Annotated in this window: 21 protein-coding genes; 7 read left to right on the top strand and 14 right to left on the bottom strand. The window is 63.6% G+C overall.

All coding sequences use genetic code 11. The features are described 5' to 3' along the window. Positions 1 to 66 precede the first annotated feature (66 nt). Positions 67 to 762 carry a dienelactone hydrolase family protein gene (locus tag ACQKEK_RS17960; RefSeq protein WP_499144079.1) on the bottom strand — a complete coding sequence of 232 codons (696 nt, stop codon included), beginning with the start codon at positions 760 to 762 and terminating at the stop codon, positions 67 to 69. A gap of 262 nt (positions 763 to 1,024) precedes the next feature. Between ACQKEK_RS17960 and ACQKEK_RS17965 the strand changes: the two genes are divergently transcribed. Further along, a complete protein-coding gene (locus ACQKEK_RS17965; protein WP_499144078.1) occupies positions 1,025 to 2,341 on the top strand; it encodes an MFS transporter in 1,317 nt (438 codons plus the stop codon). On the opposite strand, the gene ACQKEK_RS17970 is transcribed toward ACQKEK_RS17965, so the two are convergent. Both ACQKEK_RS17970 and ACQKEK_RS17975 read right to left on the bottom strand, forming a co-directional pair. After that, positions 2,338 to 2,673, bottom strand: a complete 336-nt coding sequence (locus ACQKEK_RS17970) for a PilZ domain-containing protein (protein ID WP_046163465.1) — start codon at positions 2,671 to 2,673, stop codon at positions 2,338 to 2,340. The genes ACQKEK_RS17965 and ACQKEK_RS17970 overlap by 4 nt on opposite strands. A 179-nt stretch (positions 2,674 to 2,852) precedes the next feature. Next, positions 2,853 to 3,071 carry a hypothetical protein gene (locus ACQKEK_RS17975; RefSeq protein WP_128119700.1) on the bottom strand — a complete coding sequence of 73 codons (219 nt, stop codon included), beginning with the start codon at positions 3,069 to 3,071 and terminating at the stop codon, positions 2,853 to 2,855. Positions 3,072 to 3,260: 189 nt separating this feature from the next. On the opposite strand from ACQKEK_RS17975, the gene ACQKEK_RS17980 reads away from it, so the two are divergent. Then, positions 3,261 to 4,709: an iron-containing redox enzyme family protein gene (locus ACQKEK_RS17980; protein ID WP_499144077.1), complete on the top strand. Its 1,449-nt coding sequence runs from the start codon at positions 3,261 to 3,263 to the stop codon at positions 4,707 to 4,709. 24 nt (positions 4,710 to 4,733) lie between these two features. Further along, complete coding sequence (locus tag ACQKEK_RS17985) at positions 4,734 to 5,681, top strand: methyltransferase (protein ID WP_499144076.1); 948 nt, start codon at positions 4,734 to 4,736, stop codon at positions 5,679 to 5,681. Between the two features lie 99 nt (positions 5,682 to 5,780). On the opposite strand, the gene ACQKEK_RS17990 is transcribed toward ACQKEK_RS17985, so the two are convergent. From ACQKEK_RS17990 to ACQKEK_RS18000, 3 genes are all read right to left on the bottom strand, one after another. Continuing rightward, complete coding sequence (locus ACQKEK_RS17990; protein ID WP_499144075.1) at positions 5,781 to 6,713, bottom strand: AEC family transporter; 933 nt, start codon at positions 6,711 to 6,713, stop codon at positions 5,781 to 5,783. Between the two features lie 540 nt (positions 6,714 to 7,253). Continuing rightward, complete coding sequence (locus tag ACQKEK_RS17995; RefSeq protein ID WP_499144074.1) at positions 7,254 to 7,778, bottom strand: transcriptional regulator; 525 nt, start codon at positions 7,776 to 7,778, stop codon at positions 7,254 to 7,256. A gap of 71 nt (positions 7,779 to 7,849) precedes the next feature. After that, a complete protein-coding gene (locus tag ACQKEK_RS18000; protein WP_128119705.1) occupies positions 7,850 to 9,022 on the bottom strand; it encodes a zinc-dependent alcohol dehydrogenase in 1,173 nt (390 codons plus the stop codon). Between ACQKEK_RS18000 and ACQKEK_RS18005 the strand changes: the two genes are divergently transcribed. Next, a complete protein-coding gene (locus ACQKEK_RS18005) occupies positions 9,022 to 9,327 on the top strand; it encodes a hypothetical protein (RefSeq protein ID WP_499144073.1) in 306 nt (101 codons plus the stop codon). The genes ACQKEK_RS18000 and ACQKEK_RS18005 overlap by 1 nt on opposite strands. Before the next feature lie 174 nt (positions 9,328 to 9,501). Here ACQKEK_RS18005 and ACQKEK_RS18010 read toward each other — a convergent pair whose 3' ends face one another. Further along, a complete protein-coding gene (locus ACQKEK_RS18010; protein WP_499144072.1) occupies positions 9,502 to 10,362 on the bottom strand; it encodes a Rossmann-fold NAD(P)-binding domain-containing protein in 861 nt (286 codons plus the stop codon). Positions 10,363 to 10,529: 167 nt separating this feature from the next. Between ACQKEK_RS18010 and ACQKEK_RS18015 the strand changes: the two genes are divergently transcribed. The 3 genes from ACQKEK_RS18015 (at position 10,530) to ACQKEK_RS18025 (ending at position 15,008) form a co-directional block, all read left to right on the top strand. Further along, complete coding sequence (locus ACQKEK_RS18015; protein WP_045422729.1) at positions 10,530 to 11,450, top strand: hydrogen peroxide-inducible genes activator; 921 nt, start codon at positions 10,530 to 10,532, stop codon at positions 11,448 to 11,450. 4 nt (positions 11,451 to 11,454) lie between these two features. Further along, positions 11,455 to 13,530 (top strand): ATP-dependent DNA helicase RecG, encoded by a 2,076-nt coding sequence (recG, locus tag ACQKEK_RS18020; protein ID WP_499144071.1) that lies wholly within the window; start codon positions 11,455 to 11,457, stop codon positions 13,528 to 13,530. A 74-nt stretch (positions 13,531 to 13,604) separates the two neighbouring features. Beyond that, complete coding sequence (locus ACQKEK_RS18025) at positions 13,605 to 15,008, top strand: aminoacyl-tRNA deacylase and HDOD domain-containing protein (RefSeq protein WP_499144070.1); 1,404 nt, start codon at positions 13,605 to 13,607, stop codon at positions 15,006 to 15,008. Between the two features lie 69 nt (positions 15,009 to 15,077). Here the strand turns inward: ACQKEK_RS18025 and ACQKEK_RS18030 are convergent, their stop codons facing one another. The 7 genes from ACQKEK_RS18030 to gspG are packed head-to-tail and all read right to left on the bottom strand — an operon-like array spanning position 15,078 to position 19,843. Beyond that, a complete protein-coding gene (locus ACQKEK_RS18030; protein ID WP_128119710.1) occupies positions 15,078 to 15,590 on the bottom strand; it encodes a type II secretion system protein M in 513 nt (170 codons plus the stop codon). Further along, positions 15,587 to 16,729: a type II secretion system protein GspL gene (gene gspL / locus ACQKEK_RS18035; RefSeq protein WP_499144069.1), complete on the bottom strand. Its 1,143-nt coding sequence runs from the start codon at positions 16,727 to 16,729 to the stop codon at positions 15,587 to 15,589. Before gspL ends, ACQKEK_RS18030 begins: the two co-directional genes overlap by 4 nt. Before the next feature lie 3 nt (positions 16,730 to 16,732). After that, complete coding sequence (gspK, locus tag ACQKEK_RS18040; RefSeq protein ID WP_499144068.1) at positions 16,733 to 17,716, bottom strand: type II secretion system minor pseudopilin GspK; 984 nt, start codon at positions 17,714 to 17,716, stop codon at positions 16,733 to 16,735. After that, the gene (gene gspJ / locus ACQKEK_RS18045; RefSeq protein WP_064481177.1) at positions 17,713 to 18,429 is read right to left on the bottom strand and encodes a type II secretion system minor pseudopilin GspJ; all 717 of its coding nucleotides are present in this window, start codon (positions 18,427 to 18,429) and stop codon (positions 17,713 to 17,715) included. Before gspJ ends, gspK begins: the two co-directional genes overlap by 4 nt. After that, positions 18,426 to 18,833 carry a type II secretion system minor pseudopilin GspI gene (gspI, locus tag ACQKEK_RS18050; RefSeq protein WP_499144067.1) on the bottom strand — a complete coding sequence of 136 codons (408 nt, stop codon included), beginning with the start codon at positions 18,831 to 18,833 and terminating at the stop codon, positions 18,426 to 18,428. Before gspI ends, gspJ begins: the two co-directional genes overlap by 4 nt. Beyond that, positions 18,830 to 19,405: a type II secretion system minor pseudopilin GspH gene (gspH, locus tag ACQKEK_RS18055; RefSeq protein ID WP_499144066.1), complete on the bottom strand. Its 576-nt coding sequence runs from the start codon at positions 19,403 to 19,405 to the stop codon at positions 18,830 to 18,832. The genes gspI and gspH overlap by 4 nt, the downstream gene beginning before the upstream one ends. A 3-nt stretch (positions 19,406 to 19,408) precedes the next feature. Continuing rightward, on the bottom strand, positions 19,409 to 19,843 hold the full coding sequence (gene gspG, locus ACQKEK_RS18060) for a type II secretion system major pseudopilin GspG (protein WP_499144097.1): 435 nt from the start codon (positions 19,841 to 19,843) through the stop codon (positions 19,409 to 19,411). Between the last annotated feature and the right edge of the window lie 3 nt (positions 19,844 to 19,846).

Consider the following 19,846-nt stretch of genomic DNA (forward strand, 5'->3'; position numbering starts at 1 on the left):
GGCTGCAGACTGCCAGCAGAGCGTATGCCTACAGCCCTCCGAGCAAACACGGGCCGTCTGGATTGCTCAGAGATTCTCGGCCAGGAACACCAAGCTCCGCCCATGGGCCAGCGCCGCAGCGTTCTGGTTGTACATGGGCCGTGCCCAGCAGTTGAAGCCGTGGTCGACGCCCGGATAGGTCTCGATCTGCGCTTGACCGACCTGGGCCATCTTTTCCTGCACGGCGGCTACCGCGTCGGAGTCAATGTGGTCGTCTTCTTCGGCGAAGTGGAACAGCGTCGGGCAGGTGATCCGCTCGGCCTGGTCAAGGCGTTTCTCGATGCTGCCGGGGTAGTAGCAGACCGCTGCATCGACGCCCGCATTGGCCGCGCTCAGAAACGACAGCACGCCGCCCATGCAATAGCCCACCGAGGCCACGCGACCATTGCACTCGTCGCGATCACGAAGCAGCTCGACGCTGCGCCGTAGATCGTCGATCGCCAGATCGAAATCCAGCGCCTGCATCAGCGAGAACGCCTGCTCCCAGTCCTCCTCGCCATAACCGAGCTGGACACCCGGTTCGCTGCGCCAGAACAGGTCCGGGGCCACTACAACGTAGCCATCGGACGCGTACTGGTCGGCGACCGACTGGATGTGTTCGTTGACACCGAAGATTTCCTGAATCAGCACGATGCCCGGGCCATGGCCGGCCGGCGGAAGCGCCAGGTAGCCCTTGAAGGTCTTGCCGTCTTGCGCGGGAATGTCGATCCACTGTGAAGTCATGCCTGTCTCCGTTGGGTTGCGAGTTGCCGGACAATTTCAGGCGCACCTAAGAGCACCGGTCGAACAGGTGCGACAGGTACAAAGGGGCTGAGTTCGCGCGGGCTCAGCCCTGTGTTCAGTCACGCTATGTCCGCCTGTCATCACGGCAGAGGCAACGAGGAACATTCCGCCGCGCGCCTTGGGTCAGAGGTTCTGACTCGACAGCCCGGCTCCATTAACATGCCGGGCTTGCTTCGACACCTAACCAACACGGAGACGACCGATGCCTCAGGCGCCCGCGCCAGACGCTCACGCCCTTAGCGGCGAGCCGAACAACCCGCGTCTTTATCGAAAGATCGCCTGGCGGCTGATTCCGTTTCTGTGCTTCTGCTACCTGGCCGCCTATCTGGACCGCATCAACGTCGGCTTCGCCAAGTTGCAGATGGCCGAGCAGCTGCAGCTCAGCGAAGCGGCCTTCGGCCTGGGTGCGGGCCTGTTCTTCGTCGGTTACATCCTCTTCGAAGTGCCCAGCAACCTGATCCTCAAGCGTGTCGGCGCACGGGTCTGGATTGCGCGGATCATGATCACCTGGGGCGTGCTGTCGGCCTGCACCATGCTGGTCACCACACCGGCGCAGTTCTACGTGGTGCGCCTGCTGCTGGGCGTCGCCGAGGCGGGCTTCCTGCCGGGCGTGCTCTATTACCTGACGTTGTGGTTCCCGACCTATCGCCGAGGGCGGATCATCGCGCTGTTCATGATCGGCCTGCCACTGTCGAGCGTGATCGGCGCGCCCTTGTCCGGCTGGATTCTCGGTGCATTCGATCAGGTACAGGGCCTGCGTGGCTGGCAATGGCTGTTCCTGCTCGAAGGCATTCCCAGCGTGCTGCTCGGGCTGATGGCGCTACGCGTACTGCCCGACGGCCCGAAACGCGCCGACTGGCTGGATATCAACGAGCAGGGCCAGGTGCTGCGCGACCTGACCCTCGATGAAGCGCAGAGCCCGGCCAGTGGCGAGACCTTTCGCCAGGGCTTCTGCAACCTCAAGGTGTGGATGCTCGGCGGCATCGATTTCGCGATCTTGCTGAGCGCCTATGCGCTCGGCTTCTGGATGCCGACCTTCATCCGCAACGCCGGCGTCAGTGATGTGTCGGAGATCGGCCTGCTGACCGCCGTGCCCAGCATCGCCGCGGTGCTCGGCATGCTTGTGCTGGGCGCCAGCTCCGACCGCTTCCGCGAGCGCCGCTGGCACATCATCCTGCCGTTCTGGATCGGCGCCGTCGCCATGGCAACCAGCACCGCGTTCACCGACAACGTGATCATGACGGTGCTGCTGTTCTCCATTGCCCAGGCGGCAATCATCGGTGCGGTTCCGGTATTTTTCAGCCTGCCGGCGACCTTTCTCACCGGCACCGCGGCAGCAACCGGCTTCGCCCTGGCCTGCTCCTTGGCGAACATCGCCGGGCTGGTCAGCAATACGCTGATTGGCGTCACGCTCGACCTCACCGGGGAAAGCGGTGCGGCGTTGTGGTTCTTCGCAGCGTGTCTGGTGCTCGGCTCGCTGCTGGTGATCGCGCTGCCGGCCAAGGTGGTGAATCGCTAATCGCGCCGCTTGGGCATCAGTTCGCCAATCAACCGGGTGTATTCCTCACTCGGGCGATCCAGGGAGAAGCCCATTTCGAAACTGTCGCGGCGGGAATCCTTGCGCACCCACTGGCAGAGCACCACGATCTGCACTTCACGGGTTCGATCACCCACGGTCGGCACGTGCAGGCACATCTCATAGCAGCCGTTCACGCCCAATGGCTGCTTGGCGACCAGGCGCAACCCGCCTTTCGACAGGTCAGCCACATAACCCATAGGGTCGCCGCTGAGACGATTGGTGACCTGGATACGGCTGAGATGGCGGAAGGTGAGTCGGCTGTGTTGGCGCATGGCGAGGCTCTGGCAGTCCTTTGTTCCGCTGCGAAACGGCCGGGATCGTCCTCCCAGGCATAACGGTGGCGGCGTGCTTAAAGGCTGCAAGCGACCGAAACACAACGAAAATTAAGGGATCAGCCAATTATTTTTTACAGCTAGCGGAGCGGGGCCACGGCTCCGCTCCGCAACCCTGGCTAGCGCTCGGGGCGATTCTGCTTGTTGCGCTTCAACGCCTCTTCATCGCTGACCTCATCGGCCATGCCCGGCGGGACGTTGTAGGCGCCGCCTGGGACGTCGTCACGATCACCGCCAGCGGCTTCGCCATTGGTGGTCCTGCCCGCCTGGTCGATGCGCTCATCGTTGCGATCGTTGATCGTTTCCAGGTTTTCCTTGCCGCGTTCGGATTGATTCATGGTGACCTCCGTCTGGTTGCTCATTCGGACACCGCTCGGCATCTCTATAGGTTAGGAAGACGCGCGATCGCAGAAGTTGCATGCAAATCTGCCGAGATGGCCGGCCATTCGGCAGGCGCGCTGAACTAATCCGGCATAGCGACGGCCAAAAAATCATCTGGGGGTTCCCCACTGCCACCGTGTGAATCTATGCAACTGACTCGAAGCCTGCCCGTCGACACCACGCCAGTGACCTGTGAGGTGGCAGCGCCTTCCAGGGCGCTTTACTTCGCCCTGCTCGACGCCCCGGATGACGCAGCCGTGCGCAATCGCGCCGCCGACTACCTCAATGCACAGCTGGACGAAGCCTCAGCGCTGCCCTGCGACCTGCCGCCAGACCCAGCCGGGCTTGGGGATTGGCTGGAGGCGCACACGGCAAAGATCGGCGGGCAATATCAGGCCTACCTTGACGAACGACGCGCCGGCGCGCCACGCCGCTACTTCACCAGCAAGGCTCATGCGCTGCACTTTCTGCGCGGTGTAGCGCCGACCAAACTGGTCGATGGCGCCTGGCTCTATGGCCTGCTGCAGCGCTGGGACGATGCGCGCTTCACTTCGCTGATTCAGACCTATCTCGAGGAGCTGGGCGAAGGTCAGCCGGAAAAGAACCACGTGGTGCTTTACCGCAAGCTGCTCGCCAGCCAGGGCTGTGACGACTGGCAGACGCTGGATGACGACAACTTCGTTCAGGGGGCCATCCAGCTGGCGCTGGCCGAGCACGCCGAGCAGTTCCTGCCTGAGGTGATCGGTTTCAACCTCGGCTATGAACAACTCCCGCTGCACCTCTTGATCAGCTCCTATGAGCTCACCGAGCTGGGCATCGACCCCTATTACTTCACCTTGCACGTGACGGTCGACAACGCCGACAACGGCCATGCGAAGAAGGCCATTCAAGGCTTGCTTGCGGCCTGGCCGCAGGTGGGCGACAGCGAAGAATTCTACCGACGAGTCATGAACGGCTATCGCCTGAATGATCTGGGTGCAAGCACGCTTTCGGTGATTGGCGGTTTCGACCCGGAGCAGGAAGTGATGCGCGTGCTGGAGAAGAAGGCCGGCGTCGGCCAGTTCGTGCATTCGGACTACTGCCGCTTCGATGGGCGTACCGTGAACCAATGGCTGGCCGAGCCGGAACAGATCCCGCAATTCATCGAGACCCTGCAGCGCCGCAGCTGGATCAAGCGCCACGAAGACCCGCAAAACAGCCGATTCTGGCAGCTGATTACCGGCGAACAGGGCCCGATGTTCGGCGTATTCAGCGCCCACGAGCAGCAACTGATTCACGACTGGATCGCTGGCGACTGGCTGGCTGAGCAGACGCCCACCCGTGGCAAGCCGCACCCGTCGCTTGCACAACGCCAGGTGCCGTTCAGCAGCCGTCGACGGACGTCTACCGAGCGGCCGGCAAAGCCGGCGCTGGTGCAGCAGGGCCAGCACGTCAGCGACTTCGATCAGGAAGCCTTGCTGCTTGAGCAGCAACTGACCCAGCTGCCCACACGTGAAGCACGCATGCGCCACTTGCTGCCGCTGTTGGCACCGACGCGCCATCACAGCGCGGCCGGGCTGCTGGCCACCCGCATCTTCACCGGATTGTTCAATTGAGGCGAACTCGCCAGGGAATCTGACATGACCACGGAAACTGCCCAGGACCGCGCGCTGCTGCACCTGGCCCAGGCGCTGCGCGAGCGCGGCTATCACTTCATCACCCCCACGCCGCTGACGCACGAGCGGGTCAACGCGCGGGTGGAAAACCAGCTGGCTAGAGATTTGGAAGGTGTGTTCGGCTGGAGCCGGCCGTTCCAGCATGAGCTGCTGCCGCCGGCAATTTTCAGTCTGATGGATCAAGCTGGCGTGCTCGCCCCCAGCGACTCACGCTGGCGTAGCCGGGTGCGGATGTCGAGCCTCGACGGCCAATTGTTCGTGCACTCGGCCTACCCCACCGACGCGCCAGACGCCGTGTTTTTCGGCCCAGATACCTACCGGTTCGCCAATGCAATCCTGGCCCACCTGAACAATCACAAAGGTCATATCGGGCGTGCCGTGGACATCGGATGCGGCTCCGGTGCAGGGGCCATCCTGACGGCACTGGCACGGCCACAGGCCGAGGTGCTGGCGGTGGACATCAACCCGGCCGCGCTGCGCATGACCCGCATCAACGCGGCCTTGGCCGAGGCCGACAACCTGAAGGCCCACCATAGCGATCTGCTCAATGACATAGACGGTCAGTTCGACCTGATCCTGGCCAACCCGCCCTATCTGGTCGATCCGGACGAGCGCGCCTATCGCCACGGTGGTGGACCCTTGGGGGCCGGGCTTTCCCTGGCGATTTTCGACAGCGCACTGGCGCGTCTCGCCCCGTGCGGCACCTTGCTGCTCTATACCGGCGTAGCGATGAAGGGCAATCAGGACCCGTTCCGCCGCGAAATCGAGCAGCGTCTTGAAGGTCACGGGCTGGAATGGCGATATCGAGAAGTCGATCCCGATGTCTTCGGTGAAGAGCTGCTCGACGGCGCCTATACCGAATGCGACCGGATTGCGGCGGTGGTGCTGGAAGTCACCCGATCGGCGGGCTGAACGTTACCGCGTGGAAAACGCTTCGCGGTTTTCCACCCTACGACCGGCCCTGACGTAGGGTGGATAACGCCACAGGCCTATCCACGGGTACCAGGACCTTTATATGGGCAGCAGCACCAGGCAGGCCGACAATGTGATCAGCGAGCCGAGTGTCGACAGCAACACCACACGCGACACTCGCGACGCCTCGCGTCCGTAGAACTCAGCGAGCATGTAAGGCCCGGTGCCGGTGGGTAGTGCGCTGAGCAAGAGCGCCGAATACGCCCATAGCGGCGGCAGCTCGAACACCTGAAAGGCCAGATACCAGGTGATCAGCGGCTGGACTACCAGCTTCAGCGTGACCAACGGCCAGACACCACTCACCGTGCCACCCGGCTGCGGTTGCGCCAGGAACAACCCCAGCGAGACCAATGCGCAAGGTGCCGCCGCCGCACCTAGCAACTTCAGCAGCGTCGCCACCGGCACCGGCAGATCCAAACCGCTCGCCGCCCATACCCCACCCAGCAGTGGCGCCACCACCAGCGGATTACGCAGCAGCGCAACACTGACTTTTCGCAACGTCTGGTTGAAGCCCTGACCGGCGTGCAAGCCGGTTTCCACGCAGGCCAGCGCAATGGCGAACAGCACACAGACGACGATGATCGACGCCACCATGGCTGGCTGCAGCGCTTCGTCGCCCAGCACCAACATGCACAGCGGAATGCCGATGTAGCCGGTATTGGCATAGGACGCGCCGAGCGCATCGAGACTGGCATCGGCCAGCGGCTGCTTTTGTAGTAGTCGATAGCCAAGCGTGAAGCCGAACACACCGAGGCAGCCCACCGAGAACGCCGTGATGAAGCCTGGCTGCCAAAGCTGCTCCCAGGTGGAATTGGCGACGACGCTGAACAGCAGCGCTGGCAACCCCAGCCAGACCACGAATCGGTTCAGCTCGGAGGCGCCCGTCGGCCCCATACGCCCGGTACGGCGACAGATGAAACCCAGCAGGATCAGAGCGAAGACCGGGAGGACGATGTTAACGACGGCGGACATGGACTCTCATTGTGTGGTGGCCACCATAGGATGGTGGTAGGGGCCGGCTGCGGACCTTAGCAAAAAATGGCTCATCGCATGCCTGGAGGCGGATTGTCACTCGACTTGCAAACGGGGTTGGCTGGGCGTTTCGCTTTCACGCCGATGGACCAGTGGGTTGGGAGCTTGGTGGTGGCCGGTTTTGCTTCGCTTATTAGCGCACGGCCTGGCAGACGACACCGTCCTCCCTTTCAGGAGGCCTGAAGGCAGGCGGCACGTAGGGGTTGAGCGGCATGAATGCCGCGAGAGCCATTACTGCTCGGAGGTGCCCAGCCATGAATGGCCCTTCGCGGCGGGCCCTGGAACGTCACCGCAGCCAGGGCCGGATGGCGGGCAAGCATTTTTGCTCACTTTTTTCGGGCCGGCCTTCCGGCGACTGCAAAAAGTGAGTCGCCCAGCAGGGCGAAGCCAAGCCCGCAAAAGCCAGCAATTGCCGTGAAAGCGAAACGCCCAACCCACACACCCAACCTCACCAAATCAGCTGCCGTCGAGCACGCTCATCTAATGCAACAGAGTCGACACGGGGTACCCATTTGGCTCGGCACGCCCCGCGGCAAACTCCGCTTCGACTCGGCCACGCATGGCATCCGCACCCTGCGGGAAGCCGCTGCGGTCGCTGTAATCCCATTCCGTCACCAACTGGCCTTCGCTCGCCAGCCCCTTTGCACAGGAGATGTCCAGCGCAGTGATGCCGGCCACAGCGCCCGCTGCGATGGCAGCGTTGGCCTGCTCGGTGCCCTTCTCGATGCTCAAGCCCAGGCCGACAAGGTCCAGCGCATCGCCGCCGATGCGGCCGTATATCCAGGGTTTGGGATCATCACTCAGCAATAGCCCGACGCCAGTGGCGATTTCCCGCGCGCCACAGGCGCGAATTAGTCCTTCGTTGCCGGGCACGCCGAGAAAGCGCGCCAGTTTGCCGGGCATCAGCACTTCGGCCAGGCCCAGCCCGATGCTGAACCAGCCGAGGCCACGGGCCAGCGTACGGGCGGAGTGGTTGGTATGGGTGACACGATGTGGAACGCTCATGAATCAGTCCCTCCTCGGGGCTGGGAGAAACAGCCGACCACGTCCCGCTAGCGAGACGCGAGGCCCGGCCCTCAGGGTTTGAGAACGACCTTGATACAGCCGTCATGCTTGTCGCGGAAGGTCTTGTACATCTCCGGACCCTGCTCGAGGCTGACGCTGTGGGTAATGACGAAGCTGGGGTCGATCTGCCCTTCCTGAATTCGCTTGAGCAGATCATCGGTCCAGCGGTTGACGTGGGTCTGGCCCATACGGAAGGTCAGCGCTTTGTTCATCGCCGCGCCAAACGGAATCTTGTCGACCAATCCGCCATAGACGCCTGGTATCGAGATAATGCCGCCCGGCCGGCAGACATAGATCATCTCGCGCAGCACGTGAGGACGGTCGGTTTCCATCATCAGCGCCTGCTTCGCGCGGTCGTACATGGAGTCGATGGAACGCGCGGCATGGGCCTCCATGCCCACCGAGTCGATGCACTTTTCCGGGCCCTTGCCGCGGGTCAGTTCCTTGAGGCGTTCGAGTACGCTTTCTTCGTCGAAGTTGATGGTGATGGCGCCACCGGCGCGGGCCATAGACAGCCGCTCAGGCACGTTGTCGATGCAGATGACCTGCTCGGCACCCATCATGATCGCGCTGCGGATGGCGAACTGGCCGACCGGACCTGCACCCCAGACGGCCACGGTATCGGTGGGCTGGATATCGCACTGAGCCGCGGCCTGCCAGCCGGTGGGCAGGATGTCGCCGAGGAACAGCACCTGTTCGTCGGTCATGCCATCCGGCACCACGACGGGGCCGACGTCGGCATAGGGCACACGGACGAATTCGGCCTGGCCGCCGGCATAGCCACCGGTGAGGTGTGTGTAGCCATAGAGGCCGGCGGTGGTGTGGCCGAATACCTTATCGGCCACGTCCTTGTTGCGGTTGGTGCGCTCGCAGACGGAGAAATTGCCGCGCCGGCACTGATCACACTCACCGCAGACGATGGTGAAGGGCACCACTACACGGTCGCCGACCTTGAGCTTCTTGTTCGCCGAGCCGACCTCCATCACTTCGCCCATGAACTCATGGCCCATGATGTCGCCGTGCTGCATGCCGGGCATGAAGCCGTCGTAGAGGTGCAGGTCGGAGCCGCAGATGGCACAGGACGACACTTTGATGATGGCGTCGCGGGGGTCTTCTATCGACGGATCAGGTACGTGGTTGTCGCAGCGAATGTCGTGCTTGCCGTGCCAGCGAAGGGCTCTCATTGGAAAAATCTCCTGCTTCGGTGTTCGAAAACGCCGCCGTGGTGGTTCTTCCTGATCTCTGCGCCGCGCTGCGGCAGCTGCTCCTGACCCGACTGGTGCCATGCGGCAGGGTGTACGGCGTGCGTGCTATCAGATTTTTAGTAAGCAGCGTGCCGGCAGAGTTGCCTGGTTCCGGCGCAATGAAGCGAAATCACCGACGAACAGTGATCGTTTGTGCCGAATTGAAACGTTATATCAACTATTCACAGCGCGTTCGTGTCATTTCTGTGGCGACCATCGCGGGCCGGGCACAGCGCTTTTCGTAGGAGCTGCGGCGGTCATCGCGGGCCTGCATAGCGCTTTTCGTAGGAGTGAGCTTGCTCGCGATCAGGGGCTGGCGCGGCTCCGGTGCAACAGCAGAATACGGATCGCCAGCAAGGACTGGGCGTCCCCCTGGCTCCTACAGAAGCCGCGGCCATCATCGCGGGCCTCGTTGCCGCTCAGCCTTTGCCCGGGCGGATGGAGGCGTATCCGTTACGATAGCTGGGGTATTGCGGCACCCAACCAAGCGCCCGCGCTCGGGCGTTGCTGCACCGTTTGCTGCCAGCACGGCGGGTCATGGTCTGCTCGGCCCATTGGGTCACGCCGAGTCGCTCGCGCAACCAGTCCACCACTTCGTGCAACGGCGCAGGGTCATCGTCGACACCCAAGTAGCAATCTTCCAGAGCGCCACCGTTCAGATCGGTCTGCAGCAGGCAGGCCAATAGGGCGGCCGCATCGTCACGATGGATGCGGTTGCTGTACTGCGGCGGATCGCGCTCGACCCGCAGACCCGAGCGCACCTGGTTCTGCATCCACGGCCGCACCGGGTCATACAACCCCGCCATGCGCACCCGCGTCGCTGGAAGTCCGCACTCAAGCGCCAACTGTTCGGCCTCGAGCATGACCTGCCCGGTGTAACCAGTAGGCTCGGTGGCCGAGGCTTCATCGATCCACTCGCCGCCGTTCTGCGCATAGACACCAGTGCTGGAAACAAAGAAAACGCGCTGCGGGCGTTGCCCCCGCTGCTCCAGCCAGCCAAGCGCATTGCGCAGGCCCTCAACGTAGGCCTGCCGATAACCGGGCTCGTCGTGCTGGCTGGCCGAGGCGGCATATACGAGGTAGTCCAGCTTGCCATTAGGCCAGCCACGCGGCACCTCGCTTGAGGCAAGGTCGCCACGTACCGGAAGGATCGGTACCGGCAGGCTCGCCGCCTGACGTCGCAGGCCGTACACCGTCCAACCTGCGCGGCTCAGCTGCAGGCCGAGGCGAATACCGACATCGCCGCAGCCGGCGATCATTACAGAGGGTCGAGTTGCCATGGCGGTTGCTCCATAACCGATGCGGACCACCGATTCGGCCCGCCTTTTTTGAGTGTACTGCTTGCAGCAGGATTTCCGCTGATCCCTTAATAAGGGAACGGCTGCTGGCCAGTTGGTTCGAACACGAGCAAAGGCTATGCTAGCCCGCACTCTGATGGAATAACGCTATGACACTGACCGAACTGCGCTACATCGTCACGCTCGCCCAGGAATCTCACTTCGGCCGCGCCGCCGAACGTTGCCACGTCAGCCAGCCTACCCTCTCGGTGGGTGTGAAAAAGCTCGAGGACGAACTCGGCGTGCTGATATTCGAGCGGACCAAGAGCGCGGTACGGCTGACGCCGGTCGGTGAGGGCATCGTCACCCAGGCACAGAAAGTGCTGGAGCAGGCGCAGAGCATCCGTGAGCTGGCCCAGGCTGGAAAGAATCAGTTGGCCGCCCCGCTCAAGGTCGGCGCCATCTACACGGTCGGTCCCTACATGTTCCCGCATCTGATCCCGCAGCTGCATCGCGTGGCGCCGGACATGCCGTTGTACATCGAAGAGAATTTCACCCACATCCTGCGCGACAAGCTGCGCACCGGCGAGCTGGACGCGATCATCATCGCGCTGCCGTTCCAAGAAGCTGACGTTCTGACCCTGCCGCTGTATGACGAGCCCTTCTATGTGCTGATGCCCGCCGGGCATCCCTGGACGAAGAAGGAAACCATCGACAGCGAGATGCTCAACGACAAGAGCCTGCTGCTGTTGGGCGAAGGCCACTGCTTCCGCGATCAGGTGCTCGAAGCTTGCCCTACCACGCGCAAGGGTGAGGCGCCGAGCCACACCACGGTGGAATCCTCGTCACTGGAAACCATCCGCCACATGGTCGCTTCCGGCCTTGGCGTATCCATCCTGCCGCTGTCGGCGGTGGACAGTCACCATTACTCCCCCGGTGTGCTGGACATCCGCCCGCTGACGCCACCCGTGCCGTTCCGCACCGTGGCCATTGCCTGGCGCGCCAGCTTCCCACGGCCGAAGGCCATCGAAGTGCTGGCCGACTCCATCCGCCTGTGCTCGGTTGCAAAACCGCCCGCCGACAAAGCCTGAAGCCATGAGCGAGCTGGCTGCGGTCCCGGTGACCGCGATAAAAGGCGTCGGCGCGGCGCTGGCCGAAAAGCTCGCCAAGGTTGGCCTGGAAACCTTGCAGGACCTGCTGTTCCATCTGCCATTGCGTTACCAGGACCGTACCCGCATCGTGCCGATCGGTGCCCTGCGCCCCGGTCAGGATGCGGTCGTCGAAGGCACCGTTACCGGCGCCGACGTGGTGATGGGCCGACGCCGCAGCCTGCTGGTTCGCCTGCATGACGGCAGCGGCAGTCTGAGCCTGCGCTTCTACCATTTCAGCCAGGCCCAGAAAGAGGCGCTCAAGCGCGGCACCCAGGTGCGTTGTTATGGCGAAGCACGCCCGGGCGCGTCGGGGCTGGAGATCTATCATCCCGAATACCGCGCACTGAATGACAACGAGCCGGTGGCCGTCGAACAGACTCTGACGCCGATCTACCCAACCACCGAAGGCCTGACGCAGCAGCGGCTGCGCCAGCTGACCGCACAGGCGCTGGCGCGGCTCGGCCCGCACAGCCTGCCCGATTGGCTGCCCGACGAGCTGACCCGCGACTATCGGCTGGCCAAGCTGGACGAAGCGATCCGCTACCTGCACCGCCCGCCGCCGGATGCCGATCTGGAAGAGCTCGCTGAAGGCCGTCATTGGGCGCAGCATCGTCTGGCCTTCGAAGAACTGCTGACGCATCAGCTTTCCATGCAGCGCCTGCGCGAAAGCAGCCGCGCTCAGCACGCACCGCCGTTGCCGGCGGCGCGCGAGCTGCCGCAGCGTTACCTGCAGAATCTCGGCTTTCAGCCCACCGGCGCCCAGCACCGCGTGGGTGCCGAGATCGCCTATGACCTCGCTCAGGACGAACCCATGCTGCGCCTGGTGCAAGGCGACGTCGGCGCCGGCAAGACCGTGGTTGCCGCCCTTGCCGCCTTGCAAGCCTTGGAGGCGGGCTATCAGGTGGCCTTGATGGCGCCTACCGAGATCCTCGCCGAACAGCACTTCATCACCTTCTGCAAATGGCTGGAGCCGCTGGGCATCGAAGTCGCTTGGCTGGCCGGCAAACTCAAGGGCAAGGCACGAGCCACGGCACTCGAACGCATCGCCTCAGGCTGCCCAATGGTGGTCGGCACTCACGCGCTGTTTCAGGATGAGGTTCGGTTCAGCAGGCTCGCGCTGGTGATCATCGACGAGCAACACCGGTTCGGCGTGCAGCAGCGCCTGGCACTGCGCCGCAAGGGCGTCGAGGGTCGACTCTGCCCGCACCAGCTGATCATGACCGCCACGCCGATCCCGCGGACGTTGGCCATGAGCGCCTACGCCGATCTAGACACTTCGATCCTCGACGAGCTGCCGCCCGGTCGTACGCCGGTCAACACCGTACTGGTGGCCGACAGCCGCCGCCTGGAGGTTATCGAGCGGGTGCGCTCGGCCTGTAACGAAGGCCGCCAGGCCTACTGGGTCTGCACCCTGATCGAGGAGTCCGAAGAGCTGACCTGTCAGGCGGCGGAAACCACCTTCGAAGACCTCTCCGCCGCGCTTGGCGGACTGAATGTCGGGCTGATCCATGGCCGCATGAAGCCCGCCGAAAAAGCGGCGGTGATGGCCGAGTTCAAGGAAGGCCGCCTGCAACTGTTGGTTGCCACTACAGTGATCGAGGTGGGGGTCGACGTGCCCAACTCGAGCCTGATGATCATCGAGAACCCCGAGCGCCTCGGGCTCGCACAACTGCACCAGCTGCGCGGACGGGTCGGTCGCGGCAGTGCTGCCAGCCATTGCGTGCTGCTCTACCACCCGCCGCTGTCTCAGATCGGCCGTGAACGTTTGGCGATCATGCGCGAGACCTGCGACGGCTTCATCATTGCCGAAAAGGATCTGGAACTGCGCGGCCCCGGCGAAATGCTCGGCACTCGACAGACCGGTCTGCTGCAGTTCAAGGTCGCCGATTTGATGCGCGATGCCGATTTGCTGCCTGCCGTGCGCGATGCAGCGCATGCATTGTTGGAACGCTGGCCACAGCACGTAAGCCCCTTGCTAGAGCGCTGGCTGCGTCACGGCCAGCAGTACGGGCAGGTTTGACGCTCGTCGGCAAACCCAAACCGCACTAAAGCTAAGGCTATACTGCGCCGATCGGGAATAAAGACGGACTTTCCATGAATTCGGCTGCTGAAACCAAAAACAACATTACGCTCCCACCCATGATCGTTCAGCTGCTGGACAAGCTGGCGCTGCCTTACCGCGCCTGCGAGGACCTACCGGATCTTGATCCGGCCCGGCGCGTGCAGGCCATTCTGGTCGACGATGCCATCGGCGCGCTGCTGGTGCTCTATCCCAGCGACCATTTGCTCGACCTGCCACGTCTGGTTGAACTGACCGGGCGCCAGTTGGTGGCGGTAAAGCCCGAGCGGCTCACTCGAATGTTGTCCAAGCATGACCTGAAGGTTCTGCCCGGCCTGCCGCCGCTGACCAGCTCACCCTGCCTGTACGAGGACCGGCTGCTGCAACAGCCGGAGTTGTTCATCGAATCCGGTCAGCCCGGCTTGCTGCTGGCGCTGGCGAGCCAGGATTTCAAGCAACTGCTCAGCAAAGCCAGCGCCGGTCAGTTCGCCGTTCCGTTGAGTACCATCCAGCCGAACCTCGACCGTCCCGAAGAGGACCGCGCGGAAATCACCAAGGCGGTGCAAAGCTTCACCGCCCGGCGCATTCAGAAGCGGCTGGAGGAAACCATCGAGATTCCTCCGCTGGCACAGACGGCGCAGAAAATCATCAAGCTACGTGTCGACCCTGACGCCACAGTGGACGATATCACCGGCGTGGTCGAAACCGACCCGGCGCTGGCCGCCCAAGTGGTCAGCTGGGCCGCTTCGCCCTACTACGCCGCGCCCGGCAAGATCCGCTCGGTGGAAGATGCCATCGTGCGGGTGCTCGGTTTCGACCTGGTGATCAACCTGGCGCTCGGCCTGGCGCTGGGCAAGAGCCTGAGCCTGCCCAAGGATCAGCCGCAGCAGGCCACACCTTACTGGCAGCAGTCGATCTATACCGCGGCGGTGATCGAGGGGCTGAACCGCGCCATTCCGCGCACCCAGCGGCCCGAGGCAGGCATCAGCTATCTTGCCGGGTTATTGCACAACTTCGGCTACCTGGTGCTCGCGCATGTCTTTCCGCCGCATTTTTCGCTGATTTGTCGACACCTGGAGGTCAATCCGCATCTGAGTCACAGCGTGATCGAACAGCACCTGCTGGGCATTACCCGTGAGCAGATCGGGGCCTGGCTGATGCGCTACTGGGGGATGCCTGACGAGCTGTCGACGGCACTGCGCTTCCAGCATGACCCGCACTATCAGGGCGAGCATGCCGGGCATGCCAACCTCGTCTGCCTGGCGGTCCGCCTGCTGCGTAACCGTGGCATCGGCTCCGGCCCCTACAGCGAGATCCCACAGGATCTTTTCGATCGCCTTGGGCTGAGCCGTGAGAAGGCCAACGAGGTGTTGAACAAGGTGCTTGAGGCCGAAGCCGCGCTACGCGCCCTGGCGATGCAGATCCATCCTGCGCCGTGAGCCTTGACCAGCAGCGCCTACGCGGCGCTGCTGGCCACCGAGCCCTGCCCCCTTCCGTTGTGCAACGGTCTAGCCCTCTGCACGAAAACTTACGCGCGCATCAACCAGCCCCTCTCCGACCTGACTGATGCTGACCTCAGCGAGGCTCGCACCTGCGGCCTGAAGCTCGTCGAACCAGCGCAACAACGCCCCATAGGACGCACTGGGTAGAGTTACCTGCAGGCTACCGTCATTGCCGAAATCGAAGCTCTCGATGATCAGGCCGCTCTGCTGCGCACTTTGCGTTACCAGCCCTTGCAACTGATCCGGTGCCAGCGAAACCGGGTTGCTACGCGACATCTGTCGCGCCAACTCGGTGTTTTGCTCGAGATAGGCATGCAGCTCACGCTCCTGCTGGAAGTACGCTTGCGCGTCCCGCACGCGCTGCTGCGCAGGCGCCCAGAGCAGAACGTAGAACAGCACCACCAGCAAAAAGGCGCCAAGCAAGGTAAGCGACAGGCGCTCGCGGGGTTGCAGCCGTTGCCAGCGCAGCCACAGGGGCGACTCGGCCAGGCGCACGCGCATCTGTTGTCTCAAATTCATCCTCGGCCTCCGATCACCACACGCGCGCTGACGGCATCGCCGTCACGACTGGCCGACCCCAACTGGACGCTCTCCCCGGTTTGCCCAAGTCGCTGTCGCAGCTGCTCGAGCGCAGCGAAATCGCTGGCACGCACCTGCAGGGCAAGATCACCTCGGGCCTGGTTGAAATCAAGCTGCCCGATCGACACCGGAATACCCTCAGCCAATGCCAGCGCCACCTCATTCAACAAGCGCATGAACTCTGCCGAAGCACCGGCGTTCTGGCTGATATGGTCGTCGAACTGAGCACGCAGATTGACGATGCGTCGGTCCTCGGGAAACAGCTCGGTGTAGAGCGCCCGACTTCCCTCTGCATACTGCTCGGCCTGGTTTTCCAGCGTCCAGGCCTGGACCAGGTTGAACACCAGTTGCACTGCCAACACCAGCGCCAGCACGATCATGACCGGCTTCCATTGACCCAGCCCGCTACCCGCGGCGTGAATGGCGAAATCGCCCTGCGCCAGATTGAGCGCAGCAGCGCGCCCCGATGCCAGGAAACGATAGGGCTCGTCCAGCTGCTGGTAGTCGTCCAGCGGTGAGGGCGCTGCTTCCAGCGTGCCATGTCCGTGATGCGGCGCAGGGCACTGACCAGCCAGGTGCGGCCACTGGGCACTCTCGAACGCCAGCCGCGCTTCCGGCTTGCCTCCGAGCAGCGCACGACCGTCGATGAACAGTAGCTGTGTACCGTCGCGCGGCAACAAGTCGGCATCGACATGAATCGCAACGTGGGTCAGGCCAAGCGCCTGCAGATCCTCCAGCCAGTCGGCCAGCAGCTGCCGGCGAATGGCGATGACCCGACGCCGCCCGTCTTCCAGCGCATCGCCATGGGTCAGGTGCAGGTCATCGACGTTTTCGGCGAGCAGTTCCTCCACGGCATAGGCCAGTGCCTGATTGACCCAGCGCGCCTTGCGCGTCGGCAGGTTGACCGCGAACGAGCTGCAGACTTCAGCTGGCAGCACTAGAGTCACAGCCGCTGGCGCCCGTTCGATGACGTTTGCCAACGGCATCCAGCCGTCATCCCCTTCACCCGGCAGCCAGTAGACGCGCGTATCGCTGTCGATCCGGGAACCGCAATCAGCGGGCAGAAACAGGCAGTCCATCGGCTATCGATCTCCGTCATTGGTTGGTCGGGGCAGCCGTGGCGGCTGTCCCAGGTTGCGCTGCAGCACGCGAACATCACCGTCGTCCTCACGTCGCAGCTGACTCACCAGTGCCAGACGGCGGTCCGCCAGGCGCACCTCGCTGATGGCCTGGAAGAATTGACTGGTCACAGCGATGTTGGTGGTTTGAAGTTGGACACCGCTGAGCGCTGGTTGCGCCATGAAACTGGCCGTGTCACGGAACGGGGCAGATTGTCGTGCCTTCACCAGCGATTCGGCGGCGCTGGGGCTGAGGCTGTCGGCAAGGCTCGACAGCACCATGGCACTGGCCGTGTTGACGTTCAGCGGTGTATCCGCTGGCAGCACACTGACATAGGGCGCCAGACGCTGAAAGTCTTCATCGCGCATGCCGAGCAGCAGGCGCAGTTCAGAGAGATCCTCCAGCCGTCTGCCCGCGGTGCGATACGGCGGATCAAGCAGCAGGTAGGCGTTGTCCTCCGCGCCGAATTCGCCGCTGGGCTGCTGATCGCTGTCGATCCAGTCCACCAGCCGTTCGGCATAAGGCTCGGTGATCTGCAGGCGCAGCAGCAGCCGGCGAAACTGTGCGAGCGCTGCCGCGTTGGGCTGTTGTTCCTGCACCAGGCTGTTGAGATTGAAACGCCCGGCCAGGTCCTCGATTCGTACCTGGACCTGCCCCTGACCCTCGTCAAGATCGTACGCTGGTTGCGGCAGCGCCCAGGGCTCCAGCAGATGATCCACCGCCGGTTGCCCTGTGCCCTGGCCGGACAGTTGCTGATCACGGCGCAGCATGGTTTGCGCCAATGCCTCCCCACCCAGCGCGTAGTGCCAGGCCTGGCGCGCCTGCAGCTGGTTGCCGGTGCCACGGATGGACAGCTGCTGACGCGCAATCATCCCGGCGCAAATCACCGTAACGATAGCGACCACCAGCAGCACGGTGATGAGCGCGACGCCGCGCTGGGCCTTCATTGCATCTCTCCCACGCCGCCGGGCTCCGGTACGCCCTGGGAGTCGGGCTGGATGAATTGCGGAGCCGGCGTCGGGCCATCCGGCAACCGCAGCAGGCGGGTGATGGTGCCGTAACGCTGATGGTCAATGGAGACCTCCACGGCGAGCGGCAGCCGCCGCGCTTGCTCAGCCGGGTCACCGCGACCGAATTCGAACGGCGGCCATTCCTCGTGCCAGGTGTTCTCCGCATCCAGATAGCGCAGCCGCAGCGCCAACACATTGTCGAGCACAGGCTGCACCCGTGGTTCGCTGTCCACGTCGCGATCGAGCACCACCCAATAGACCCGCTCCAGCGTGTCGCCAACCAGCCGCCAGCGTACCCGCTGCAGGTTGGCCCGACGCATACCGGTGGGGTTTCGCCAGCCGCTGCGGGTCAGCTCCAGCGACACGCCGTCTGCGGCGCCGGCCATCTGGCCGATGAACGCGTTCTGCTCGTCGCCATAGCCGTCGCGCACCGGTCGTGGCATGGCCTGAATGAGGTCGCGTTCCAAACTCCACATCGCGCGACCGAGTTCGCGCAGCTGCACTTCCTGCGCCCGCACCACCTCATCGCTGCGCATCACCGCTTCGAGCATGCGGTAGGTGGCCAAGCCCAACAGCGCGAACAGCGCGATGGCAATCAGCAATTCGAGTAGCGTGAAGCCTGCGGTGGCACGAGGTGTGCGGATCGTCATGGGTCAACGCCAACGAAGCCGGTGAGGCTGGTCACCGCGCGCTCTTCGATAGAGCCGGCCCCGACACCCCGCCGCTGCTCGACGGCCGCGACCCAGACGCGAATACGCAGCAAACCGGGCGCGCCACTGGTTTCCACTTCGCTCAGGGTCTGCCATTGACGGCCAGCGAATTCCAGGCGGGTATCTTCGCGGCCAACGCTCGGTGCCGGTTGTTGCAGCTGCAGCTCGGTGAGGCGGTTGTCGGCGATCCAGCCGGCCAGAGTCAGCGCTTCCAGCCGCCCGGCATTGCTCACGCTGCGCGCGGCCGCGGTCAACACCACAGCAGCGACGATGGCGAAAATCGCCAGCGCCACCAGCACTTCAAGCAGGGTAAAGCCGCGCGAGCGCGCCGGACGATGGCTCATCGACGGGTCTCCACGGGTTCGGCACGAGGCATGCGAAAGCCATCGCTGGACACCATCCAGCGGCTCCCTCCAGGTCGCTGATCGGACAGGGTCAGGGTGAACGGAGACAGCTCACCGCTGGAAAGGATCAGCAGCTGCGGCTGCACGCGAGGGGCTCGCCGACGCTCTCGATCCTCGTCGTTGGACAGCCCGGCCGGGTCATCCTCGCGCTTGACCGGCGCCACCAATTGCAACGGCGTGCCGTCGAGTTCCAGCTCCAGGCGCATCCATTCGGGAGCCTGGTGCGCCTCGCGATCACCAACATCGCGCCAGCGCGCATCGGCTTCGTCGTACTGCATCACCCGGTAACCGTCCCGGTCGAACCGCAGGCCATATTCGCGGCTATCGAGTACGGCTTCGTCGGCCATCAGGCTGATCAGCGTCGCCACACGCTGGGCTTCATCACGGATTTCACGCGATGAGCTGGTGTTACCTGTCGATAGCACCGCCAGGCCCACCAGGCTGCCAAGGATGACGATCACCACCAGCAGCTCGATCAGCGTGAAGCCACCGTCCCGGCGCGCCTGGGGCATGGATCAGAGGTCCCAGTTACCGATGTCCGCGTTCAGCTCGGAGCCGCCCTGCTTACCATCGGCACCATAGGAGTACAGGTCGTACGCGCCTTCGGTGCCGGGCGACAGATACTGGTATTCGTTGCCCCATGGATCCTTCGGCACACGCTTGAGGTAGCCGTCGCGGTTCCAGTTCTTCGGCTGCGGATTGCCGCCCGGCTTCTCGACCAACGCATCCAGCCCCTGCTGCGTGCTGGGGTAGGAATAGTTATCCAGCTTGTACATGTCGAGGGCGGCGCCGATGGCCTTGATATCGCCCTTGGCCACGGTGACCTTGGCCTGATCCGGGCGGTTCATCACCTGCGGTACCACCAGCGCGGCGAGAATCCCCAGGATCACCACCACCACCATGATTTCGATAAGGGTGAAGCCACCCTGTTTGCGTTCGTTCAACATCATTCT

Origin of the sequence: Pseudomonas sp. NPDC077408 (genome assembly GCF_050269105.1) — a bacterium.
In the GTDB taxonomy this organism is placed as follows: Bacteria; Pseudomonadota; Gammaproteobacteria; order Pseudomonadales; family Pseudomonadaceae; genus Stutzerimonas.

Bases quoted from the DNA above. Each gene is read 5' to 3' on its own strand.
- ACQKEK_RS18025 (WP_499144070.1), top strand. From the start codon at position 13,605: ATGAATTCGGCTGCTGAAACCAAAAACAACATTACGCTCCCACCCATG.
- ACQKEK_RS17995 (WP_499144074.1), bottom strand. From the start codon at position 7,778: ATGAGCGTTCCACATCGTGTCACCCATACCAACCACTCCGCCCGTACG.
- ACQKEK_RS18000 (WP_128119705.1), bottom strand. From the start codon at position 9,022: ATGAGAGCCCTTCGCTGGCACGGCAAGCACGACATTCGCTGCGACAAC.
- ACQKEK_RS17965 (WP_499144078.1), top strand. From the start codon at position 1,025: ATGCCTCAGGCGCCCGCGCCAGACGCTCACGCCCTTAGCGGCGAGCCG.
- gspL (WP_499144069.1), bottom strand. From the start codon at position 16,729: ATGGACTGCCTGTTTCTGCCCGCTGATTGCGGTTCCCGGATCGACAGC.
- ACQKEK_RS18015 (WP_045422729.1), top strand. From the start codon at position 10,530: ATGACACTGACCGAACTGCGCTACATCGTCACGCTCGCCCAGGAATCT.
- ACQKEK_RS18010 (WP_499144072.1), bottom strand. From the start codon at position 10,362: ATGGCAACTCGACCCTCTGTAATGATCGCCGGCTGCGGCGATGTCGGT.
- ACQKEK_RS17975 (WP_128119700.1), bottom strand. From the start codon at position 3,071: ATGAATCAATCCGAACGCGGCAAGGAAAACCTGGAAACGATCAACGAT.
- gspI (WP_499144067.1), bottom strand. From the start codon at position 18,833: ATGAGCCATCGTCCGGCGCGCTCGCGCGGCTTTACCCTGCTTGAAGTG.
- ACQKEK_RS17990 (WP_499144075.1), bottom strand. From the start codon at position 6,713: ATGTCCGCCGTCGTTAACATCGTCCTCCCGGTCTTCGCTCTGATCCTG.
- gspG (WP_499144097.1), bottom strand. From the start codon at position 19,843: ATGATGTTGAACGAACGCAAACAGGGTGGCTTCACCCTTATCGAAATC.
- recG (WP_499144071.1), top strand. From the start codon at position 11,455: ATGAGCGAGCTGGCTGCGGTCCCGGTGACCGCGATAAAAGGCGTCGGC.
- ACQKEK_RS17980 (WP_499144077.1), top strand. From the start codon at position 3,261: ATGCAACTGACTCGAAGCCTGCCCGTCGACACCACGCCAGTGACCTGT.
- ACQKEK_RS17970 (WP_046163465.1), bottom strand. From the start codon at position 2,673: ATGCGCCAACACAGCCGACTCACCTTCCGCCATCTCAGCCGTATCCAG.
- gspJ (WP_064481177.1), bottom strand. From the start codon at position 18,429: ATGACGATCCGCACACCTCGTGCCACCGCAGGCTTCACGCTACTCGAA.
- gspH (WP_499144066.1), bottom strand. From the start codon at position 19,405: ATGCCCCAGGCGCGCCGGGACGGTGGCTTCACGCTGATCGAGCTGCTG.
- ACQKEK_RS17985 (WP_499144076.1), top strand. From the start codon at position 4,734: ATGACCACGGAAACTGCCCAGGACCGCGCGCTGCTGCACCTGGCCCAG.
- ACQKEK_RS18030 (WP_128119710.1), bottom strand. From the start codon at position 15,590: ATGAATTTGAGACAACAGATGCGCGTGCGCCTGGCCGAGTCGCCCCTG.
- gspK (WP_499144068.1), bottom strand. From the start codon at position 17,716: ATGAAGGCCCAGCGCGGCGTCGCGCTCATCACCGTGCTGCTGGTGGTC.
- ACQKEK_RS17960 (WP_499144079.1), bottom strand. From the start codon at position 762: ATGACTTCACAGTGGATCGACATTCCCGCGCAAGACGGCAAGACCTTC.